General features: G+C 62.6%; 18 protein-coding genes. 12 read left to right on the top strand and 6 right to left on the bottom strand.

What is annotated here, in order from left to right; translation table 11 throughout:
- The first annotated feature begins 5 nt into the window (after positions 1-5).
- The 7 genes from BLV27_RS01430 (at position 6) to BLV27_RS01400 (ending at position 9,308) form a co-directional block, all read left to right on the top strand.
- Entirely contained in the window at positions 6-755 is a 750-nt protein-coding gene (locus BLV27_RS01430) for an alpha/beta hydrolase family protein (RefSeq protein WP_092641189.1), read from the top strand.
- Positions 752-5,290: a glutamate synthase large subunit gene (gene gltB / locus BLV27_RS01425; protein WP_092641186.1), complete on the top strand. Its 4,539-nt coding sequence runs from the start codon at positions 752-754 to the stop codon at positions 5,288-5,290. The genes BLV27_RS01430 and gltB overlap by 4 nt, the downstream gene beginning before the upstream one ends.
- 88 nt (positions 5,291-5,378) lie before the next feature.
- The gene (gene mtgA, locus BLV27_RS01420) at positions 5,379-6,143 is read left to right on the top strand and encodes a monofunctional biosynthetic peptidoglycan transglycosylase (RefSeq protein ID WP_092641183.1); all 765 of its coding nucleotides are present in this window, start codon (positions 5,379-5,381) and stop codon (positions 6,141-6,143) included.
- A gap of 31 nt (positions 6,144-6,174) precedes the next feature.
- Complete coding sequence (gene fzlA / locus BLV27_RS01415) at positions 6,175-6,840, top strand: FtsZ-binding protein FzlA (RefSeq protein ID WP_092641180.1); 666 nt, start codon at positions 6,175-6,177, stop codon at positions 6,838-6,840.
- Positions 6,837-7,853 carry a tRNA epoxyqueuosine(34) reductase QueG gene (queG, locus tag BLV27_RS01410; RefSeq protein WP_092641177.1) on the top strand — a complete coding sequence of 339 codons (1,017 nt, stop codon included), beginning with the start codon at positions 6,837-6,839 and terminating at the stop codon, positions 7,851-7,853. Before fzlA ends, queG begins: the two co-directional genes overlap by 4 nt.
- A complete protein-coding gene (locus BLV27_RS01405; RefSeq protein WP_092641174.1) occupies positions 7,850-8,728 on the top strand; it encodes an SDR family oxidoreductase in 879 nt (292 codons plus the stop codon). Before queG ends, BLV27_RS01405 begins: the two co-directional genes overlap by 4 nt.
- Positions 8,729-8,801: 73 nt before the next feature.
- Entirely contained in the window at positions 8,802-9,308 is a 507-nt protein-coding gene (locus BLV27_RS01400) for a L,D-transpeptidase family protein (protein ID WP_092641171.1), read from the top strand.
- A 65-nt stretch (positions 9,309-9,373) separates the two neighbouring features.
- On the opposite strand, the gene dalA is transcribed toward BLV27_RS01400, so the two are convergent.
- A complete protein-coding gene (gene dalA, locus BLV27_RS01395) occupies positions 9,374-9,883 on the bottom strand; it encodes a divisome-associated lipoprotein DalA (RefSeq protein ID WP_092641168.1) in 510 nt (169 codons plus the stop codon).
- A 205-nt stretch (positions 9,884-10,088) separates the two neighbouring features.
- Here dalA and BLV27_RS01390 point away from each other — a divergent pair, with 205 nt between their 5' ends.
- Positions 10,089-10,676, top strand: coding sequence for a L,D-transpeptidase (locus tag BLV27_RS01390; RefSeq protein WP_092641165.1), 588 nt, complete (start codon positions 10,089-10,091; stop codon positions 10,674-10,676).
- A 153-nt stretch (positions 10,677-10,829) separates the two neighbouring features.
- Positions 10,830-11,009: a hypothetical protein gene (locus BLV27_RS01385; RefSeq protein WP_092641162.1), complete on the top strand. Its 180-nt coding sequence runs from the start codon at positions 10,830-10,832 to the stop codon at positions 11,007-11,009.
- Between the two features lie 192 nt (positions 11,010-11,201).
- Here BLV27_RS01385 and BLV27_RS01380 read toward each other — a convergent pair whose 3' ends face one another.
- The 3 genes from BLV27_RS01380 to BLV27_RS01370 form a co-directional block, all read right to left on the bottom strand.
- Positions 11,202-12,308: a site-specific DNA-methyltransferase gene (locus BLV27_RS01380; RefSeq protein ID WP_092641159.1), complete on the bottom strand. Its 1,107-nt coding sequence runs from the start codon at positions 12,306-12,308 to the stop codon at positions 11,202-11,204.
- A 115-nt stretch (positions 12,309-12,423) separates the two neighbouring features.
- A complete protein-coding gene (locus BLV27_RS01375) occupies positions 12,424-13,056 on the bottom strand; it encodes a ribonuclease HII (protein ID WP_092641156.1) in 633 nt (210 codons plus the stop codon).
- A 31-nt stretch (positions 13,057-13,087) separates the two neighbouring features.
- A complete protein-coding gene (locus BLV27_RS01370; protein WP_092641153.1) occupies positions 13,088-13,567 on the bottom strand; it encodes a hypothetical protein in 480 nt (159 codons plus the stop codon).
- A gap of 158 nt (positions 13,568-13,725) precedes the next feature.
- On the opposite strand from BLV27_RS01370, the gene BLV27_RS01365 reads away from it, so the two are divergent.
- Complete coding sequence (locus BLV27_RS01365; RefSeq protein WP_342023270.1) at positions 13,726-13,983, top strand: hypothetical protein; 258 nt, start codon at positions 13,726-13,728, stop codon at positions 13,981-13,983.
- Positions 13,955-14,656 (top strand): winged helix-turn-helix domain-containing protein, encoded by a 702-nt coding sequence (locus tag BLV27_RS01360; RefSeq protein ID WP_092641147.1) that lies wholly within the window; start codon positions 13,955-13,957, stop codon positions 14,654-14,656. Before BLV27_RS01365 ends, BLV27_RS01360 begins: the two co-directional genes overlap by 29 nt.
- A gap of 47 nt (positions 14,657-14,703) precedes the next feature.
- Here BLV27_RS01360 and BLV27_RS01355 read toward each other — a convergent pair whose 3' ends face one another.
- Positions 14,704-16,653 (bottom strand): DEAD/DEAH box helicase, encoded by a 1,950-nt coding sequence (locus BLV27_RS01355; protein WP_092641143.1) that lies wholly within the window; start codon positions 16,651-16,653, stop codon positions 14,704-14,706.
- 80 nt (positions 16,654-16,733) lie between these two features.
- Positions 16,734-17,126, bottom strand: coding sequence for a c-type cytochrome (locus BLV27_RS01350; protein WP_092641140.1), 393 nt, complete (start codon positions 17,124-17,126; stop codon positions 16,734-16,736).
- Positions 17,127-17,682: 556 nt separating this feature from the next.
- On the opposite strand from BLV27_RS01350, the gene BLV27_RS01345 reads away from it, so the two are divergent.
- On the top strand, positions 17,683-18,414 hold the full coding sequence (locus BLV27_RS01345; RefSeq protein ID WP_092641137.1) for a Crp/Fnr family transcriptional regulator: 732 nt from the start codon (positions 17,683-17,685) through the stop codon (positions 18,412-18,414).
- Positions 18,415-18,679 lie beyond the last annotated feature (265 nt).

The following is an 18,679-nucleotide window of genomic DNA, read 5'->3' as shown; positions in this document are numbered from 1 at the left end:
TCCAAATGGCTCCGACCATCGACACCGTGCTCCAGGATGAGGAGCTTCTTCTGCGCTGGCTGCCCGGCAGCGCGCGGCGGATGATCGTGGTGTTCACCGGCGTGCAGGCCGGCTTCGGTGGCGCGCCGCTGGATGAATTTGCCGCCTCTGCGTCGCGCCGAGGGGAGAACAACGTGCTGTTCGTGACCGATCGGCGCGCGACGTGGTACTCGGCACCGGGCCTGTGGTCGAAAATCGTCAAGCTGGTGCGGTACCTGCGCCGGTCCGAAGGGATCGAAGAGATCGTGACGCTTGGCAATTCGATGGGTGGCTATGGCGCGCTCTTGCTGCCGCAGGACCTGCGCGTGAAGCGGGCCATCGCGTTCTCGCCGCAGTTGACGCTGGCCCGTGACCTGACCGACGACACGCGCTGGCCCGATATCATGAAGCGCTATGGCAAGATGCCCGCGCGGAATGTCGGCGAAACCTTTGCCAGCACACGCACACAGTATTATCTCACGGCAGGTGGCGGGTGTCGTGAAGATATCGACCATCTGGAATTCGCGCCCCAAGACAAGCGGGTGCATCGCTGGATCCTGCCGCGCGGCCGCCACAACCTGGCGGGTTCGCTGAAAGAGACGGGGATCCTCTACGACCTGATCGGCGCGATTATCAGGGGCAGAAAAGCCCGCGTCGAAGCCCTGTACCAACGCTATTCGGAGATGGTCGAAGGACCGTCCCGCCCCGCCATCCCTGTTCAAGGAGAGACCCCATGACCCATTATTTCAGTGACTGGGAACGCGACGAGCTGACCCGCCGCCAAGCCATGGACAGCAACAGCTTGTATCATGAGGACAGCGAACACGCCTCCTGCGGGGTGGGTCTTGTCGTGAACATCTCGGGCAAGCGGTCGCGCAAGGTGGTCGAGGCCGGGATCGCGGCGCTCAAGGCCATCTGGCACCGGGGTGCGGTGGACGCCGACGGCAAGACGGGTGACGGCGCGGGCATCCACGTGCAGATCCCGGTGGAGTTCTTCAAGGACCAGATCCGCCGCACAGGCCACGAACCGCACGAGGGCAAGCGCATCGCCGTGGGGCAGGTTTTCCTGCCGCGCGACAACTTCAGCGCGCAGGAAGTCTGCCGGACCATCGTGGAGACCGAGGTCTTGCGGATGGGGTATTACATCTATGGCTGGCGCCACGTGCCGGTGAACATCGATTGTCTGGGCGAGAAGGCCAACGCGACCCGCCCCGAGATCGAGCAGATTCTGATCTCCAACGTCAAAGGCGTGGACGAAGACACCTTTGAGCGTGAGCTCTATGTCATCCGCCGCCGGATCGAGAAGGCAGCCATCGCGGCGCAGATCAGCGGGCTTTATCTTGCCTCGCTGTCCTGCCGGGGCGTGATCTACAAGGGTATGATGCTGGCCGAGCAGGTGGCGGAATTCTACCCTGATCTTCAGGACGAGCGGTTCGAGAGCGCCTTCGCAATCTACCACCAGCGGTATTCGACCAACACCTTCCCGCAGTGGTGGCTGGCGCAGCCGTTCCGGATGTTGGCCCACAACGGCGAGATCAATACCCTGAAGGGTAACGTCAACTGGATGAAATCGCACGAGATCCGCATGGCCTCCGGTGCCTTTGGCGAGATGGCCGAGGACATCAAGCCGATCGTCCCCAAGGGCGCGTCGGATTCCGCCGCGCTGGATTCCGTGTTCGAGGTGATGGTGCGGGCCGGGCGGTCGGCACCCATGGCCAAGACGATGCTGGTGCCAGAGTCCTGGTCGCAGTCGGCGGTCGAATTGCCCGACGCCTGGCGCGACATGTATGCCTATTGCAACGCGGTGATGGAGCCGTGGGACGGACCTGCCGCGCTGGCCATGACCGACGGCCGCTGGGTCTGTGCGGGGCTTGACCGGAACGGTTTGCGCCCGATGCGCTATACCCTGACCGGCGACGGTCTGTTGATCGCCGGATCCGAGGCCGGGATGGTGCCGGTCGATGAAAGCATAGTCGTGGAAAAGGGGGCCCTGGGACCCGGCCAGATGATCGCCGTGGACATGGAAAAGGGAACCCTGTTCCACGACACAGAGATCAAGGACAAGCTGGCCCGCGCACTGCCGTTCGGGGAGTGGGTGGAGAAGATCACTGACTTGACCGAAGTCACCAAGGGCGTCGCCGAAACGGCTGTCCATTCGGGTGACGAGTTGCGCACGCGGCAGGTGGCCGCCGGATATTCCATCGAGGAGCTGGAGCAGATCCTTGCCCCGATGGCCGAGGACGGAAAAGAGACGTTGGCCTCCATGGGCGACGACACGCCCAGTGCCGTGCTGTCCGAGAAGTATCGTCCCCTGAGCCACTTCTTCCGCCAGGCGTTCAGCCAGGTGACCAACCCGCCCATCGACTCGCTTCGTGAGTTCCGGGTGATGAGCCTGAAGACACGGTTCGGAAACCTCAAGAACGTGCTGGACGAGGATTCGTCGCAGACCGAGATCCTCGAATTGCCCTCGCCTTTCGTCGGCAACTCGCAATTCCAGGCGATGTTCGACCATTTTGCGGAATCCGTGGTAACAATCGACTGCACGTTCGAGGCCGGTGGTATCTTTGGTGCCTTGAAGGAAGGCCTGGAGAGGATCCGGGCCGAGGCCGAGGATGCGGTACGCTCTGGTGCGGGGCATATCGTCCTGACCGACCGCATGCAGGGCGAAGACAAGGTCGCGATGCCGATGATCCTGGCGACGTCCGCCGTGCATTCGTGGTTGATAAGCAAGGGGTTGCGGACTTTCTGTTCGATCAACGTGCGGTCGGCCGAATGCATCGACCCGCATTATTTCGCGGTGCTGATCGGCTGTGGCGCGACCACGGTTAACGCCTATCTGGCGCAGGACAGCCTGGCTGACCGGATCGAGAAGGGTCTGCTGGATTGTACGCTGGACGTCGCGGTTGACCGCTATCGTCAGGCCATTGATGCCGGATTGTTGAAGATCATGGCGAAAATGGGCATTTCGGTCATCTCCTCCTATCGCGGCGGTCTGAACTTCGAGGCAGTCGGATTGAGCCGGGCGATGTGCGCGGAGTACTTCCCCGGCATGTTGAGCCGGATTTCCGGTATCGGCACGAACGGTATCCAGAAGAAATTGGAGGCGGTGCACGCAAGCGCCTATCACGGGGCGTCGAACGTTCTGCCGATTGGCGGCTTCTACAAGGCGCGTCGCTCGGGCGAGAAGCACGCCTGGGAAGCCAAGACGATGCATATGCTCCAGACGGCCTGCGACCGCGGCTCCTACGAGGTCTGGAAGCAGTTCAGCCACGCGATGCAGTCGAATCCGCCGATCCACCTGCGCGACCTTTTGGCGATCAAGCCCAAGGGGGCACCCATCCCGATCGAGGAAGTCGAGAGCATCACCTCGATCCGAAAGCGGTTCGTGACGCCGGGCATGAGCCTCGGGGCCCTGTCCCCGGAGGCGCACAAGCTGCTCAATGTTGCGATGAACCGGATCGGGGCCAAGTCCGACTCGGGCGAGGGCGGGGAAGATCCGGCGCATTTCGTGCCGGAGCCCAACGGCGACAACCCGTCGGCCAAGATCAAGCAGGTCGCTTCGGGGCGCTTCGGTGTCACGGCGGAATACCTGAACCACTGCGAGGAGCTTGAGATCAAGGTCGCGCAGGGGGCCAAGCCCGGCGAGGGCGGTCAGTTGCCCGGCATGAAGGTCACCGACCTGATCGCGCGGCTGCGCCATTCGACCAAGGGCGTGACGCTGATTTCACCCCCGCCGCACCACGACATCTATTCGATCGAGGACCTGGCGCAGCTGATCTACGACCTCAAGCAGATCAATCCGCGCTGCAAGGTGACCGTCAAGCTGGTGGCATCATCGGGCGTCGGCACGATTGCGGCCGGCGTGGCCAAGGCCAAGGCCGACGTCATCCTGATTTCGGGGCACAACGGCGGCACGGGCGCGTCGCCCGCGACGTCGATCAAATACGCGGGTCTGCCGTGGGAAATGGGCCTGACCGAGGCGCATCAGGTTCTGGCGATGAACAAGCTGCGGGAGCGGGTGACCCTGCGCACCGACGGTGGACTGCGGACCGGGCGGGACATCGTCATGGCCGCGATGATGGGGGCCGAGGAATACGGCATCGGCACCGCCGCCCTCATCTCGATGGGGTGCATCATGGTGCGGCAGTGCCAGTCGAACACCTGCCCGGTGGGCGTGTGCACGCAGAACCCCGAGTTGCGCGCCAAGTTTACCGGTACCGCCGACAAGGTGGTCAACCTGATCACCTTCTACGCCCAGGAAGTCCGCGAGATCCTGGCCGAGATCGGGGCCAGATCTTTGGACGAGGTGATTGGCCGGGCCGACCTGCTGACGCAGGTTTCGCGCGGGTCGGCGCATCTGGACGACCTGGACCTGAACCCGCTGCTGATCACGGTCGATGGCGCGGATCGCATCAACTACGACCGCAACAAGCCGCGCAACGCGGTGCCCGACACGCTGGACGCGCAGATCGTGCAGGACGCACAGCGTTTCCTGAACGACGGCGAAAAGATGCAGCTGCAATACGCGGTGCAGAACACACACCGCACCGTCGGCACGCGGATTTCCAGCCACGTGGTGTCCAAGTTCGGGATGCGCAATTCGCTGCAACCCGATCACCTGACGGTCAAGCTGCAGGGGTCCGCCGGTCAGTCGCTGGGGGCCTTCCTGGCACCGGGGCTGAAGCTGGAAGTGTCGGGGGATGCCAACGACTATGTCGGCAAGGGTCTGTCGGGGGGCACCATCGTGGTACGGCCGACCATGGCGTCGCCGCTCAAGGCGGACGAGAACACGATTATCGGCAACACCGTCCTGTATGGTGCGACCGACGGATATTTGTTTGCCGCGGGCCGGGCGGGCGAACGTTTCGCCGTGCGCAACTCGGGCGCGTCGGTCGTGATCGAGGGGTGCGGGTCGAACGGCTGCGAATACATGACCGGCGGGGTTGCCGTGATCCTGGGCAGCATCGGCGCGAACTTCGGCGCGGGCATGACCGGGGGCATGGCATATCTGTACGATCCGGACGGGTCTTCGGCGGTGCTGATGAACATGGAAACGCTCGTCACCTGCCCTGTCACGGTGCCCCATTGGGAGGCGCAGTTGCACCGCCTTGTCGAGAGGCACGCCGCAGAGACCAACTCGGTAAAAGCCCGCCGAATCCTGTCTGACTGGGAGCGTGAGAAGGCCCATTTCCTTCAGGTCTGCCCCAAGGAGATGCTGGTCCATATCCCTGCTCCGCTGAGCAAGAATGCAGGGGCGATTCCAGCCGAATAGTCCCTGAAAAGTGACGCTTTTGCCCCGTTCGCCTCTCGGCGGGCGGGGTTTTTCTTGACCGCAGGCGCGCAGGCCGGTTGGTGAGGGCATGGCACGATCCACATCGAAATCACCCGCAAAGAAGAAGGCCCCGGCGCGCAAGCGGTCCGCGGCGAAGACGGCTTCGGCCAAGGCGCAACCGCCGGTCCTGCGTCGTATGTTGCGTTGGATCGTGCGCGGCCTGTTCTGGGGGGCGGTGGCGCTGGTGGCCTGGGTGCTGGCCTATCGCTGGATCGATCCGCCGACGACGCCCTATATATGGTCGGAGGGTTCGCGCCTTGGCGGGGTCGAGCGGGCATGGGTCGATATCGACGCCATCGCGCCTGTCATGGCGCGGTCAGCCGTGGCGGCCGAGGACGCGAACTTCTGCAACCATTGGGGCTTTGATGTCGAAGCCATCCGCGAGGCGATCGAGGAGGGAAGCAATCGGGGTGCGTCAACCATCAGCCAGCAGGTCGTCAAGAACGCCTTCCTCTGGCAGGGCCGCAGCTGGCCGCGCAAGGCTTTGGAAGCGGGGCTGACCCCGCTGATGGAAACCCTTTGGTCCAAGCGGCGGATCATCGAGATTTATCTGAACGTGGCCGAATTCGACGAGGGTGTCTTCGGTGTGCAGGCGGCGGCGCAACGATACTTCGGCGTCAATGCAAGCGACCTGTCAGCCAGTCAGGCGGCGGCGCTTGCCTCGATCCTGCCAAACCCGAAGGATCGGAACGCCGCCGGGCTGAGCGCTGCGCTACAGCGGAAAGCCGCTCGCGTGCGCGACGGGGCCGCCACGATCTTGGCGGATGGCAGGGCCGCGTGCTTCGAGGATTGAAAAGCGTCGCTGCACGAGGCATCCCGTATCCATGATCCAACTATATCAATTTGCCCTGTCGCCGTTTTGCCGGAAGGTCCGGCTCGTGCTGGCCGAGAAGAAGCTCGAAGTGGAGCTGATCGACGAGAGGTATTGGGAGGCGTCATCAGAATTTCTGCGCCGCAACGCCGCTGGCAAAGTGCCGGTGCTGCGGATCGAGGGGCTTACGCTGTCCGATAGCGGGGCAATTTGCGAATACCTGGAAGAGACGAACCCCGAACCCGCCTTGATGCCCAAGGACGCGGCCGCGCGCGCCGAGGTGCGGCGGCTGGTGGCTTGGTTCGACGACAAGTTCCACAAGGAAGTGACCTCGAAGCTGGTCTATGAGCGGGTCAACAAGAAGCTGACCCGCGCGGGCTATCCCGACGGCGCGAACGTCAAGGACGGTGTAAAGGCGATCAAATTCCATCTGGATTACATGGGGTGGCTTCTGGATCGGAGTCGCTGGCTGGCCGGGCCCGACTTGACGGTCGCCGATTTTGCGGCTGCCGCACATCTGTCGTGCCTCGATTATTCATCGGACGTGGATTGGAACCGAAACCAGGCGGTGCGCGACTGGTATGCAAAGATCAAGTCGCGACCAGCGTTCCGTTCGATTCTGGCGGATGTGGTGCCGGGGTTCCGGCCCGCGAAACACTATGCCGATCTGGACTTTTGACCTTCCGCGGCCGGCTTGAGGCGGAGGCGCGGGCGGCGGGATTCGTGTCGCTGGGCGTGTGCCGGCCTGATGCGATCCCTGAGGCACCGGACAGCTTGGCCCGGTTCCTTGAGGCCGGGCACCACGGGCAGATGGGCTGGATGGGCGAGCGGACGGCTTGGCGCGGCGATCCGGCCAGCCTTTGGCCGGAGGCGCGGTCGGTGGTGATGCTGGCGCATTCCTATGCCCCGGAACATGACCCGCTGGAGGATCTCGAAAGACCCGAACACGGCGCAATTTCAGTCTATGCGCAGGGGCGGGACTACCACGATGTGGTCAAGAAGGCGCTGAAACGCGTCGCGCGCTGGATGGTGACCGACGCCAAGTGCGAGGTGAAGGTCTTCGTCGACACGGCCCCGGTGATGGAGAAGCCGCTGGCGCAGGCGGCGGGGCTGGGCTGGCAGGGCAAGCACACGAACTTGCTCAGCCGCGATTTCGGGAACTGGGTCTTCCTTGGCGCGATTTTCACCACGCTGGACCTGGCACCCGACGTGGCCGAGGGCGAGCATTGCGGCAGTTGTCGCAAGTGTCTGGACATCTGCCCGACCGATGCTTTTCCCGCACCGTTTCAATTGGATGCACGGCGGTGCATTTCCTATCTGACGATCGAGCACAGCGGACCGGTGGACATGGACCTGCGCGCAAGGATGGGCAATCGGATCTATGGCTGTGACGATTGCCTGGCCGTCTGTCCGTGGAACAAGTTCGCGGTCGCGGCGTCGGATCTGCGGTACCACGGACCGCACCGCGCACCCGATCTGGCTGGGTTGGCGGTGCTGGACGATGCGGCATTCCGGGCGCGGTTCTCGGGTTCGCCCATCAAGCGGATCGGGCGGGACAGGATGGTGCGCAACGTTTGTTATGCCATCGGTAATTCCGGGGAAGCACGGCTGAAACCCGTTGTTCAGGGACTATTTGATGACGCGGATGCAGCGGTGGCTGATGCCGCGCGCTGGGCGGTGGGTCGGTTATGAAAACGTTGCTGAGTTTCGGGCATGGCTATTCTGCGCGTGCCCTGACGCCTCTGTTGTTGGCTGAGGGTTGGACGGTGATCGGCACGACCCGATCGGCGGAAAAGGCGGACACGTTGCGTGGCGAGGGCGTGGAGCCGGTGATCTTCGGAGAGGCGCTGGACGACGGGATGGCGCGGGCGACGCATGTGCTGATCTCCGCCGGGCCAGACGAGGCGGGGGATCCGATTCTACGGGCTTATTTGCACTTACTAGAGACGAATTTGGGCCGGATGGACTGGGTTGGGTACCTGTCGACCACGGGCGTCTATGGCGACCATGCGGGCGGTTGGATCGATGAGGAGACCCCGCTGACACCGACCACGCGGCGGGGCAAATGGCGGGTCGAGGCCGAGGCGGCGTGGCAGGCGCTGGCCGCCAGAACCGGCGCGCCGTTACATGTCTTCCGGCTGGCAGGAATCTATGGTCCGGGGCGGGGGCCATTCGCCAAGGTCCGCAACGGAACGGCGCGGCGGATCGTGAAGCCGGGGCAGGTCTTCAGTCGCATCCACGTGGAAGACATTGCACAGGTCCTTGCGGCCAGCATTGCGCGGCCCGATGCGGGGGCCATCTACAACCTGTGCGACGACGACCCGGCCCCGCCGCAGGACGTGATCGGATACGCAGCGGAACTGCTGGGCCAGCCATTGCCGCCTGAGGAGGATTTTGAAGCGGCGGAGATGACCCCTATGGCGCGCAGCTTCTATGCCGAGTCAAAGCGAGTTCGGAACGACAGGATCAAGACGGATCTGGGGGTCGAGTTGCTGTACCCTGACTATCGTGCCGGGTTGACGGACCTGTTGCGGCGTGACCGCGACGGGGTCATCACGAAAACGTGAGCCGTTCCGATAGGCGTGATTCTGCGCTATGCAGGTTCCAAACAGTGCAACGTCAGAGTGCAGGCAGGCAGATATGGAAAAATTCACCCGTCGGGGCGCGCTTTCGCTTACCCTCGGTTCGGCAGCATTCGCCATGGGATGCGGAACCAAGTTCATGACCTACCGCGGGCCGCAGGTCACGCGGGTCGAAATCCAGAAGTCGAACCGGGCGATGTACCTGTTTCACCACAACGTCCTTCTGGAGCCCTATGAGGTTCAACTGGGCTTTACTGCCGAGGGCCCCAAGCAGTTCGAGGGCGATGGCAAGACGCCGGAAGGCCGGTATCATATCGACCGGCGCAACCCGAATTCAGATTTCTATCTTTCGGTCGGGATCGATTATCCGAACGCGGAAGATCGCGCCTATGCCGAAGCCATGGGCAAGAAGCCGGGCGGTGACATCTTTATCCACGGTTGGGGCGATAAGCGCCGCGGCCGCGGCAAGGACTGGACTGCCGGCTGCGTGGCGGTGACAAACCGCGAGATGAAGCTGATCTATGCAATGGTACAGAACGGCGTGCCGGTCGATATCTTCGCCTGATCAAGCGCCGCGGGCACCACCGGGCCCCCGCTGTCCCCGTTTTTCTATTAATATGAGAAGCTTGATCAGGTGCCCACGTTCAGCGTGTACCAGATCTTGCCGTTGCGCTCTTGGTAGAAAGCGAAGCCCATGCGGCGGGCCTCCGGGTCGAGCAGGACGCGGCGCGGCCCGGGTTCCTGAAGCCACGCGGCCACGGTTTCAAGCTCGGTTTCGTAGGTTTCCGAGAGTGTCTCGCCCAGAAGCTGCCCGTCGAATCCCACGCGCCGAGCCCGGTCGATCGGTGATGAGCCGTCGGACCCGAAGTGCCAGGGACGATTTTGCAACGACATGTCGCGGGCATGGGTTTCGGCGGCTGCGGACAATTTGCTGTCCAGTTCCAGCGGCCGGGCACCGGCCCCCTGACGCAGCGCATTCACGGCGTCGAGCGCCCGGAACGGAATGCGACGGGCATCTGCGCTGGAAATCCGGTAGAGTTTCGGGAGCGGTCGACCATCGGGGCCAAGCTGCGGCGGTGGCGGTGCACAGGCCGCCAAAACGGTGGAGCCGAGCAGGATCAAGGCAAAACGGCGATTCATTAGCAAGTCCCCAGGGTCTTTGAGCGGTTCTCCGTGACTATAACGGAGCAAGTGGGGACGCAAATGCCATGGACATTCTGTTTTAGGCGAACTTTTGCGGGGTGTTGCGGGTTTCGCATGTAGGATGAAATAATTGTTCATGCCGATAGTTCGGCCAGGGCGGTTCTTACGATCCCGGCTGGACAGAAAACCGCAGGAGAGTCCCATGCATCCTATTGATCGTCGAGCTTTTCTTGCGACCGGAGCCGCCGCTGCGTCCACCTTGATGCTGCCCGCTGCTGCCCAGACACTTCCTGATTCGGTGCAAATGGAACAGGCACTTTCGAGTACGACGCGTCGGAACACATCCAGCTTTCGTGCGCGTGACTGGCGGTCGCATTTCTCGAACCTCTCCAACGGCGCGATCCTTGTGGATATAGAAAGTCGCGCGCTGCACATGTGGGAAGAATCAGGGGACTATCACCTGTACCCCTCCTCGGTGCCGCAGTCCGAGGATCTGACGCGTCGCGGTCGCACCAGTGTTGTGCGCAAAGTCGTGGGACCGACTTGGCGGCCGACGCCGAACATGCTTCGCCGCAATCCGGAATGGCCTGCCGTCGTGGGGCCGGGCCCCGAAAATCCCTTAGGCACGCACGCCCTGTACCTGTCGTGGACCTATTACCGGATTCACGGAACCCACGACACGCGCAAGATCGGGCGAAAGTCTTCCTCTGGCTGCATTGGCCTCTATAATGAACACATCGCCGAGGTTTTCGGGATGACCCAGGTGGGTACACAGGTGTTGCTAATTTGACGAAATTTTAGCGAAAGCTGTTGTCGCTGCATGCTGGAATCGTTGCAAAGCCATGTCATAGCTGTTTAACGAATAAGACGAGGTACAGTCTTGGGTGTCATATTGTGTGGCAGCTGTCCCCTCACATAATGGCGTATCTTGGAGGATACTACTATGAAGAAACTCGCTCTCGCGACCGCTCTGACGTTCGCTTCCACCGCCGCTTTCGCTGGCAACCCCGCTCCGGCCCCGGTCGAGCCCGTTGTCATCGTCGAGGACACCTCGTCCTCGTCCGCTGGCATCATTGTTCCGATCCTGGCGATCATCCTGCTGGCCGCCGCTGCTTCGGACTGATCCAAGCAAAGCGACGAACCAACCGATTCTTTGGAAAGCGCGTCCCTTCGGGGGCGCGTTTTTCGTTTGCCGCAACCGGCGCGTTGGATTTGCTGCAAAAAAGAACCCCTGAACCCGACAAGCGGGAACAGGGGTTAAGTTGCGGTCCCCGGACATTGGACAGGGACCGCAGGCGGTAAGTTGGTCGCGACGTCAGTTGAGCTTGCTCATCTCGTCGCGGATTTGTTGGCGCAGTGTGTCGATCGAGACCGATTTCCCCTCGCGCTTGAAATGCCAGTAGGTCCAGCCGTTGCAACTGGGCGCGCCTTCGTAGGCGGCACCGACCTGGTGGATTGATCCCTTGACGCCCTCGCCCGTCAGCGTGCCGTCCGCGCGGATCTTGGCGCGATGGCGGCCGTTGCCGGACTGAAGCTCCTCACCGGGGCGCAGCATCCCGCGCTCGACCAGCTGGCCGAAGGGCACGCGCGGTTCGGCACGCTTGGAGGTCGTCGTCTGGAGCGCATCTTTGGGCAGCGTGCGGACCTTGGCGATGCGTTCGGCGGCAAGCTGGCGGTATTCCTCCTCCCGCTCGATCCCGATGAAATGGCGGCCCAGCATTGTGGCGACGGCCCCCGTCGTGCCGGTGCCGAAAAACGGGTCCAGAATGACGTCGCCCGGATTGGTGGTCGCGATCAAAAGGCGATGCAGCAAGGCCTCGGGCTTTTGGGTCGGATGGGCTTTTTCGCCGCGCTCGTTCTTGAGACGCTCGTGCCCTGTGCAGATCGGGAAGGTCCAATCGGACCGCATCTGCGTGCCTTCGTTCAGCGCCTTCAGGGCCTCGTAATTGAAAGTGTACTTCGCCCCTTCGGACTTGGAGGCCCATATCATCGTCTCGTGCGCATTGGTCAGGCGCATGCCGCGGAAGTTCGGCATCGGGTTCGTCTTGCGCCACACCACGTCGTTCAGGATCCAAAAGCCCTGATCCTGCAACGTGGCCCCGACGCGAAAGATGTTGTGATAGCTGCCGATGACCCAGATGGCCCCGTCGGGTTTCAGGATGCGGCGCGCGGCCTTCATCCACCGGGACGTGAAATGGTCATAGGCCTTCAGGCTCTCGAACTGGTCCCAATGATCGTCGACGGCATCCACCATCGAGTTGTCGGGTCGGTGCAACTCGCCGCGCAGTTGAAGGTTATAGGGGGGGTCCGCGAAAATCAGGTCGACGGAGTTTTCGGGAAGGCTGTCCATTGCTGCCACGCAGTCACCGGACATAATCGTATCGAGCGGAAGCACGGGTGCCTCCGGGGTATTTCTTGCCATTGTCTGTCGCCTCAAATCGACCCCTGATTGTTCAGGGTGCCTGTTGTTGTAAGATCAACATGACGGGACGGCGATTAACCGTCCATGGGTCGGATGGGGCAAGAATAAGGCAGTCCTATTGGCACAACATCTTGCGTATGGGTGCAAAGGAGCGCCTATGATGTAGTGTCACGCCCAGTTTTGCGAGACCGTCCTGGTGTGACTTTGTGCCGTAGCCGGCGTTGCTCTCCCAGCCGTAGCCGGGGTGTTGTTGCGCCAGCGACACCATGCCTTGATCTCGCCTTGTTTTTGCCAGAACTGAAGCCGCCGCGATGGACAATGAGCGCCCATCGCCCTTGATCAGCAGTTCTCGTGGACAATCCACCCAGGCGGGGCAGTCGTTTCCGTCGATCAGGAGATAGTCCGGAGCTTGTGGCAGCGCGGCCACCGCGCGCCGCATCGCCAGATGCGTGGCCTGCCGGATGTTGAGGGTGTCGATCTCCTCGACCGACGCTTCGCCGAATCCGACCTCGCAACAGGTCAACAAAAGCGGGACCATGGCCTCCCGGCGTACCGCTGTCAGCTTCTTGGAATCGTTCAGTCCGGGCGGGGCATCGCCGACAAGGCGGGCGGCGCAGGCAACGACGGGCCCGGCCCAGGGGCCGCGGCCCACCTCGTCCAGTCCGACGACGCAGCGCGCCCCGCGGTCAAGGGCGGCGCGCTCGTGGGTAAAGTCGGGTGATGCGGTGCTCGGCGCTGTTCGTTTCATCGTGCGACCCTGTCGTTCCCCCGTCAGAGCGTCAACGCCGCGCGGTGCGGGAGGTCCAGCCAGCCCGCCGCATGCAGCGCGCGGTGTAGAGGTTTCGGGTGCCGCGATCGGTGCGGACCTGCCGGATGCATTCCGGTGGAAGGCTGCCTGGCCGTGCGACTGAGCGCTGCATGCAGCGCGCGCCATAGCCGCGGACTTCACCCCGGCGGGTTTCGAGCCTGCGAAAGCAATTATCGGGCAGGACGCGGCGGCTATCGCGGCGCGGCGGGCGATAAATGTCATCGCGGCGCACGGGGGCGGGCGCGGCGCGACGCTTGTCATCCCGTCGGTCCGATTGCCGCTTGAGCAGGTAGAGTGCGGCCAGACCGCCCAGAATCGCGATGGCGGGGCCTGCATTGCTCCCGCGGTCGTGGCGGTGGGCATAGCCGATATCATGCGCGGTGGCGGGTGCTGTCGTCAGGGGGAGGGCAATCGCGGCGGATAGCGTGGCGGCAAGGATGGTGCGGAACATAACGGAACTCCTCTGGCTGTCTCGGGATGCTCCGAGCCTGCGTTTCGGGCCGTCTGATGCTCAATGACCGGGCGATGTCATGCGATAGCGGCACCTGTGTCATTGCCTGACGCGAATGGGTGTCGCATGAATGGCGCATGAAACATGCACTCCCCTTCATGCTGGCGCTGCTGCTGGCCGGACCCGCATCGGCGGCTTGCTATGCTGATTACAAGGCAAAGCAGGACAACCCTTTGCAGCTTCATTACGGCGTCATCGAGCTCCGGCCATCGGCTTGTGACCCTCAGTCTGCTGCGGATACTTTGCGCGCGCGCCTTGGCGACGGGTGGCAATTGCTGCAGGTAATGTCGGTCTTCGATGACGACGGACTCCAGCGAAGGAAAGCAAGTGCCGGCGAATACTTCCTCCGTTACTGAAACGCGCGCAGCCTCGGCCAAGGTCGTCGGGCTGGGCATTGCGGCCATCGTCCTGATCCTGCTGGCGGCGGCGGTCTTCCTGTTTGCGACCCTGCCCGATGCCAACGCGTTCAACGCGCGGGTCGAGCAGTTGTTCGTCGAATCCGACCTGACCGCCCCGGCCGAGATCGGACTTCTTGAAGTTCTGGCGCAGTCGGGCACGGCGTTTTCCGACGTTCTGGCCAGTTACCGGACGATCATCTTCGTGCTTCTGGTGTTCGCCACGGCCCTGCTCGTTGCCTGCATGGTGCTTTTGGTGGCGATCGTGACGCTCAACCGGCGCATGGGCGAGATTGAGCGATCGGGCATCCAGGTGACGTCACTGATCCTGGCGCGGGCCGAGAATGCCGTAATGCTCAACGATATCGAGTTGAAGCTGACCGATGCTGCGATGGAGACGCTGGCCGTTCTGGCCGAGGCGCGGCTGGACGGTGACATGCTGACGGGTGTGCAGATCGAATCGATGATCTCGGGCAGGCCCGAGATCGAGTGCGAGGAAGCGGCGGGCGCGACCCGCATCAAGAGACTGCGCGATGCGCTGGGCAACCAGATCGTCACCCACCTCCTGATCCGCAACATCACGCGGCAGGGTTATGTTCTGGCCCTGGATCCCAAGGTCATCCGGATGAGTTGACGCAGGCGAACCTGCCCGACGAGGAGCAGGTTCGCGGTGCTCCAGCGTCAGTCCTTCTTGGCGGCGGCGCGGGCCTTGTTCTTCTTGCTGTTGGGCTTGGCCGTCGCCGGCGCACCGCCCGGCTTGGGACCCTTACCCTTGAACGCGGGTTTGCCGCCGGGCTTGCCCTGATAGGGCTTCGCACCTGGTTTGCCGGGTTTACCGCTTGGCTTGCCGCCGGGTTTGGACGGCCGCTTATAGTCTTCGACGACACCCTCCGGACGATCGAAATGCGGTTTGCGCGGCTTGGCGTTGGGATGCTCGGGCTTACCCGCGCCCTCTTTCTTGTCTTTCCATGCGGGGCGCTCGCCCTGCGGCGTGTCACCGCGAGGTTTGTTGCCCTTGTAGCCACCACCGGGCTTGCCGCCCGGCGTGTACCCTTGCGCCGGGGGGGCATCGGAGCGGCGGATGGTCAGGCCGTCTTCGCCCACCATGTCGGAGCCGAGCGATTTGACGAAACCTTCGGCCCGCGCCTCGGCGATCTGAAAGAAGCTTTCGTCGTCACGGATGCGGATCGCGCCGATGTCGTCGCGGGTCAGGCCGCCAACCTTGCACAGCATCGGCAACAGGCGGCGCGGGTCCTGGTGGGCCTGACGACCGCCTTGAATGGCAAACCACACGGACGGGCCGAATTCCTGGCGGGCCTTTTCGGGCGGTGCTGACTTGATGTCGGAGAGGTCTTCGGGCGCGGTCTGCCGTTCGGCCTTGAGGCGCAGATAGGCCGCGGCGAGCTGTTCCGGGCTGAAGCGCGCAGTCAGTTCGACCACGGTGGGCGATTCGCTTTCGGAAATGTCCTCGAACCAAGCGGGATCGGCCAGCAGCCGTTCCCGGTCCTTCTCGCGTACCTCGTCGGCACCGGGGGCAGGGGCCCAAGTGGACGAAAGCTTGGCCCAGCCCAGAAGGCGTTGCGCCTTCTTCTTGGCGGCGGGGGGCACGATCAGGGCGCTGACGCCCTTGCGTCCGGCACGGCCCGTGCGACCCGAGCGGTGAAGCAGCGTGTCGGACCCGGTCGGCAATTCTGCGTGGATCACAAGGTCCAGATTTGGCAGGTCGATACCGCGCGCGGCCACATCGGTGGCGACGCAGACGCGCGCGCGTCCGTCGCGCATGGCTTGCAACGCGTGCGTCCGTTCGGCTTGGCTCAGCTCCCCGGACAGGGCGACGACGGAGAACCCCCGGTTCGACAGCCGGGTCGTCAGGCGGTTGACCATGGCGCGGGTGTTGCAAAAGACGATGGCGTTGGGTGCCTCGTGAAAGCGCAGGACATTGATGATCGCGTTCTCGCCGTCGCGCGGGCCGACTTCGAGGGCGGTGTATTCGATGTCTGCGTGCTGTTCCTTGGGATTTACGGTCGCAACGCGAACGGCATCCTGCTGATAGGATTCGGCCAGCTTGGCGATCGCGGCGGGAACGGTGGCGGAGAAAAGAAGGGTTTGCCGCGCTTCGGGGCATTCACCCAGAATGAATTCCAGATCCTCGCGGAAGCCCAGGTCCAGCATCTCGTCCGCCTCGTCCAGAACGACGGCGCGAATCTCGCTCAGGTCGATGGAGCCGCGTGCGATGTGGTCGCGCAGGCGGCCGGGCGTGGAGACGACGATGTGTGCGCCGCGGTCCAACGACCGGCGTTCGTCACGCATGTCCATGCCGCCGACGGTCGAGGCCAGAACGGCACCGGCTTTTTCATAAAGCCAGGAGAGTTCGCGCTTGACCTGCATCGCCAGTTCGCGCGTGGGCGCGATGATAAGGGCGAGCGGCGGACCGGCCTGTGCAAAGGACTCAGCGGTACCAAGCAGTGTGGGCGCAATGGCGAGGCCGAAGCCCAGCGTCTTGCCGGACCCGGTCTGGGCAGAGACGAGCATGTCCACCCCGTCGAGTTGGGGGTCGAGGACGGCTTCCTGAACAGGTGTGAGCGTGTTGTATCCACGCGCCTCGAGCGCATCGGCGAGGGCTTTTTTCATGGGAATGGCCTTTCGTGGCCGCGCAGTCGGGGCGGCAAGGGGCTGCCCTTACGCCCATAGCGCGCGGAAGTATAGGGCCGTCAGCGTTGGATTTCTTCCAGAAAGGCCGTCAGCGCCAGAAGGTCGGCAGGCACCGGCGTGCCAAGACCGTCGTGCTCCACGATGACGGTGGGGCCCAGTCCGTTTGCGCCGAACTCGGGCATTACCCCGCCTGCCTCCTCGTGGCGGCCCAACCCGTCGATTGTCGCCATCACGCGGTCGCGGGGGAAGGCGCCACCGTTGCGGCTGGAAAGTGTCGTTAGATCCGGCCCGATGACGCCCGTTCCCATCGCGCCGTGACATGCGGCACAATCCTGAGCGAAAAGGGCGGCCCCGCGGGTCGCGTCGATATCGGCCTCGGTCGGAGTGGCGTTCTCGGTCACGCAGGCCGAAATGGTCATCAAGCCGAAGGCGAGGAGGCTGGGGGTGCGCATGGGCGTCCTTATCTGTCTTGTCTGTCTGCTCGGCCCTCACCCTCGGTCAGGGGTATGGGTGCGGTCCTTGACTTTGGTCAAACCGATCGGGGCCACACTTGGTATCAAGGGCCTTCGACATGGGTGTATTCCTGTGAAAGGAGAAATTCCAGACCGCCGCAAGGTGTCCAGACCCGCGGTGAACTGCAGTCGGATTGCACAATGATGATGGCATCAGCGAGTTCGGTGAACAATCTAGTGGCCGTCCTTCCGGTCGATTGGGGATGATTTGAAGGCCTGATGAATCGGCTGCTCGAGTGTTAGGGCATTAGAATTACACCATCTTGCCCTAAAGCATGAAATTTTTCCGAAAGAGGTACACACAAAGTACATACGCGTACCACGCCTCCGTCGATCGGGTATCCGCGTTGTGGGCCGGCTCATTCGTTCGAGTAGGAATCCGGGTAGATACCGCAATAGAACTAACATGTGTCAGCATTTGGAGACGTGCCTTGGTTACGATTTCAATCAATCCAGAATGACTGCCTACGCCGCCTGATTTGAGGATGATGCGCCATTGACCAAAGAGACAAATCCGCTGATCCGAAAGCTGGGGGCTAGTATACGGCTTTCGGGTGAGGAGCGTACTGTCCTAACGGATTTGACCCGGACCCGACGCAGATTTGCGTCGGGAAAGGAGATAATTCACGAAGGCGACACTGAGCATCGCGCCTTCGTCCTTTTGGAAGGGTGGGTCAGTTCTTTCAAGATCCTGCGGGACGGATCGCGTCAAATCGTTGATTTCCAGATTGCCGGTGATTTCATCGGTATGCGCAGCGTTCTTTTGCGCACGGTAGACCACAATGTCGAACCGATCACGGATATCGTGGCCGCCAGCATTCATCTCGATGAGGTCATGGAGCTGTTCAGTAGTCAACCAAGGGTCGCAGCCGCTATGATGTGGGCCCTGTCGGCGGATGAAGCCATCGTGGTGGAGCGCCTGGTCAGCGTGGGTCGGCGGCATGCCCTTGAACGTGTGGCGCATTTCCTGCTTGAGATGAGGGCCAGACTCCGGCTGGTCGGCATGGGCAGGCAGCAGTCTTTTCCCTGCCCGTTGACGCAATATCATCTGGCCGATGCGCTCGGGCTGAGCGCGGTGCATGTGAATCGCGTTCTGAGGCAACTACGAGAAGACACGGGCGTCACCTTCCGAGGCGGTGTCGTTAAATTCGGGAACATTGATCGGGCCATGGAGACGGCGAACTGCGATATGGGCTATCTTGATCATGGAGGACTGATCTTGGAATAGCGTAAAGGTGCCACCCGCACCCGAGTGCACGCGAACGGGCGCGCGCGAAGGTCTCCAGATGTACCGCTTATGGTTTTCGTAACGATCAGTGGGTTAACCCTTTCCGCCGCACCACCGGGCAGGCGTTCTGATTTATCAGCATTTTTCCGCCTATCGTCTAGTTTTCCGGCAGAATGAATATTTCGGAAAAATTCAATTAAATGAAATAGATATCCAGTCATTTCGAGAGAGGCTAACCTGCATTAGCGTCTTCTGAGCAAACTTC

The sequence above is a fragment of the Jannaschia faecimaris genome (assembly GCF_900107415.1).
Lineage (GTDB): Bacteria > Pseudomonadota > Alphaproteobacteria > Rhodobacterales > Rhodobacteraceae > Jannaschia > Jannaschia faecimaris.
The sequence above is the reverse complement of the archived record's forward strand: the minus strand, read 5'-3'. Positions and strand labels throughout refer to the sequence as shown.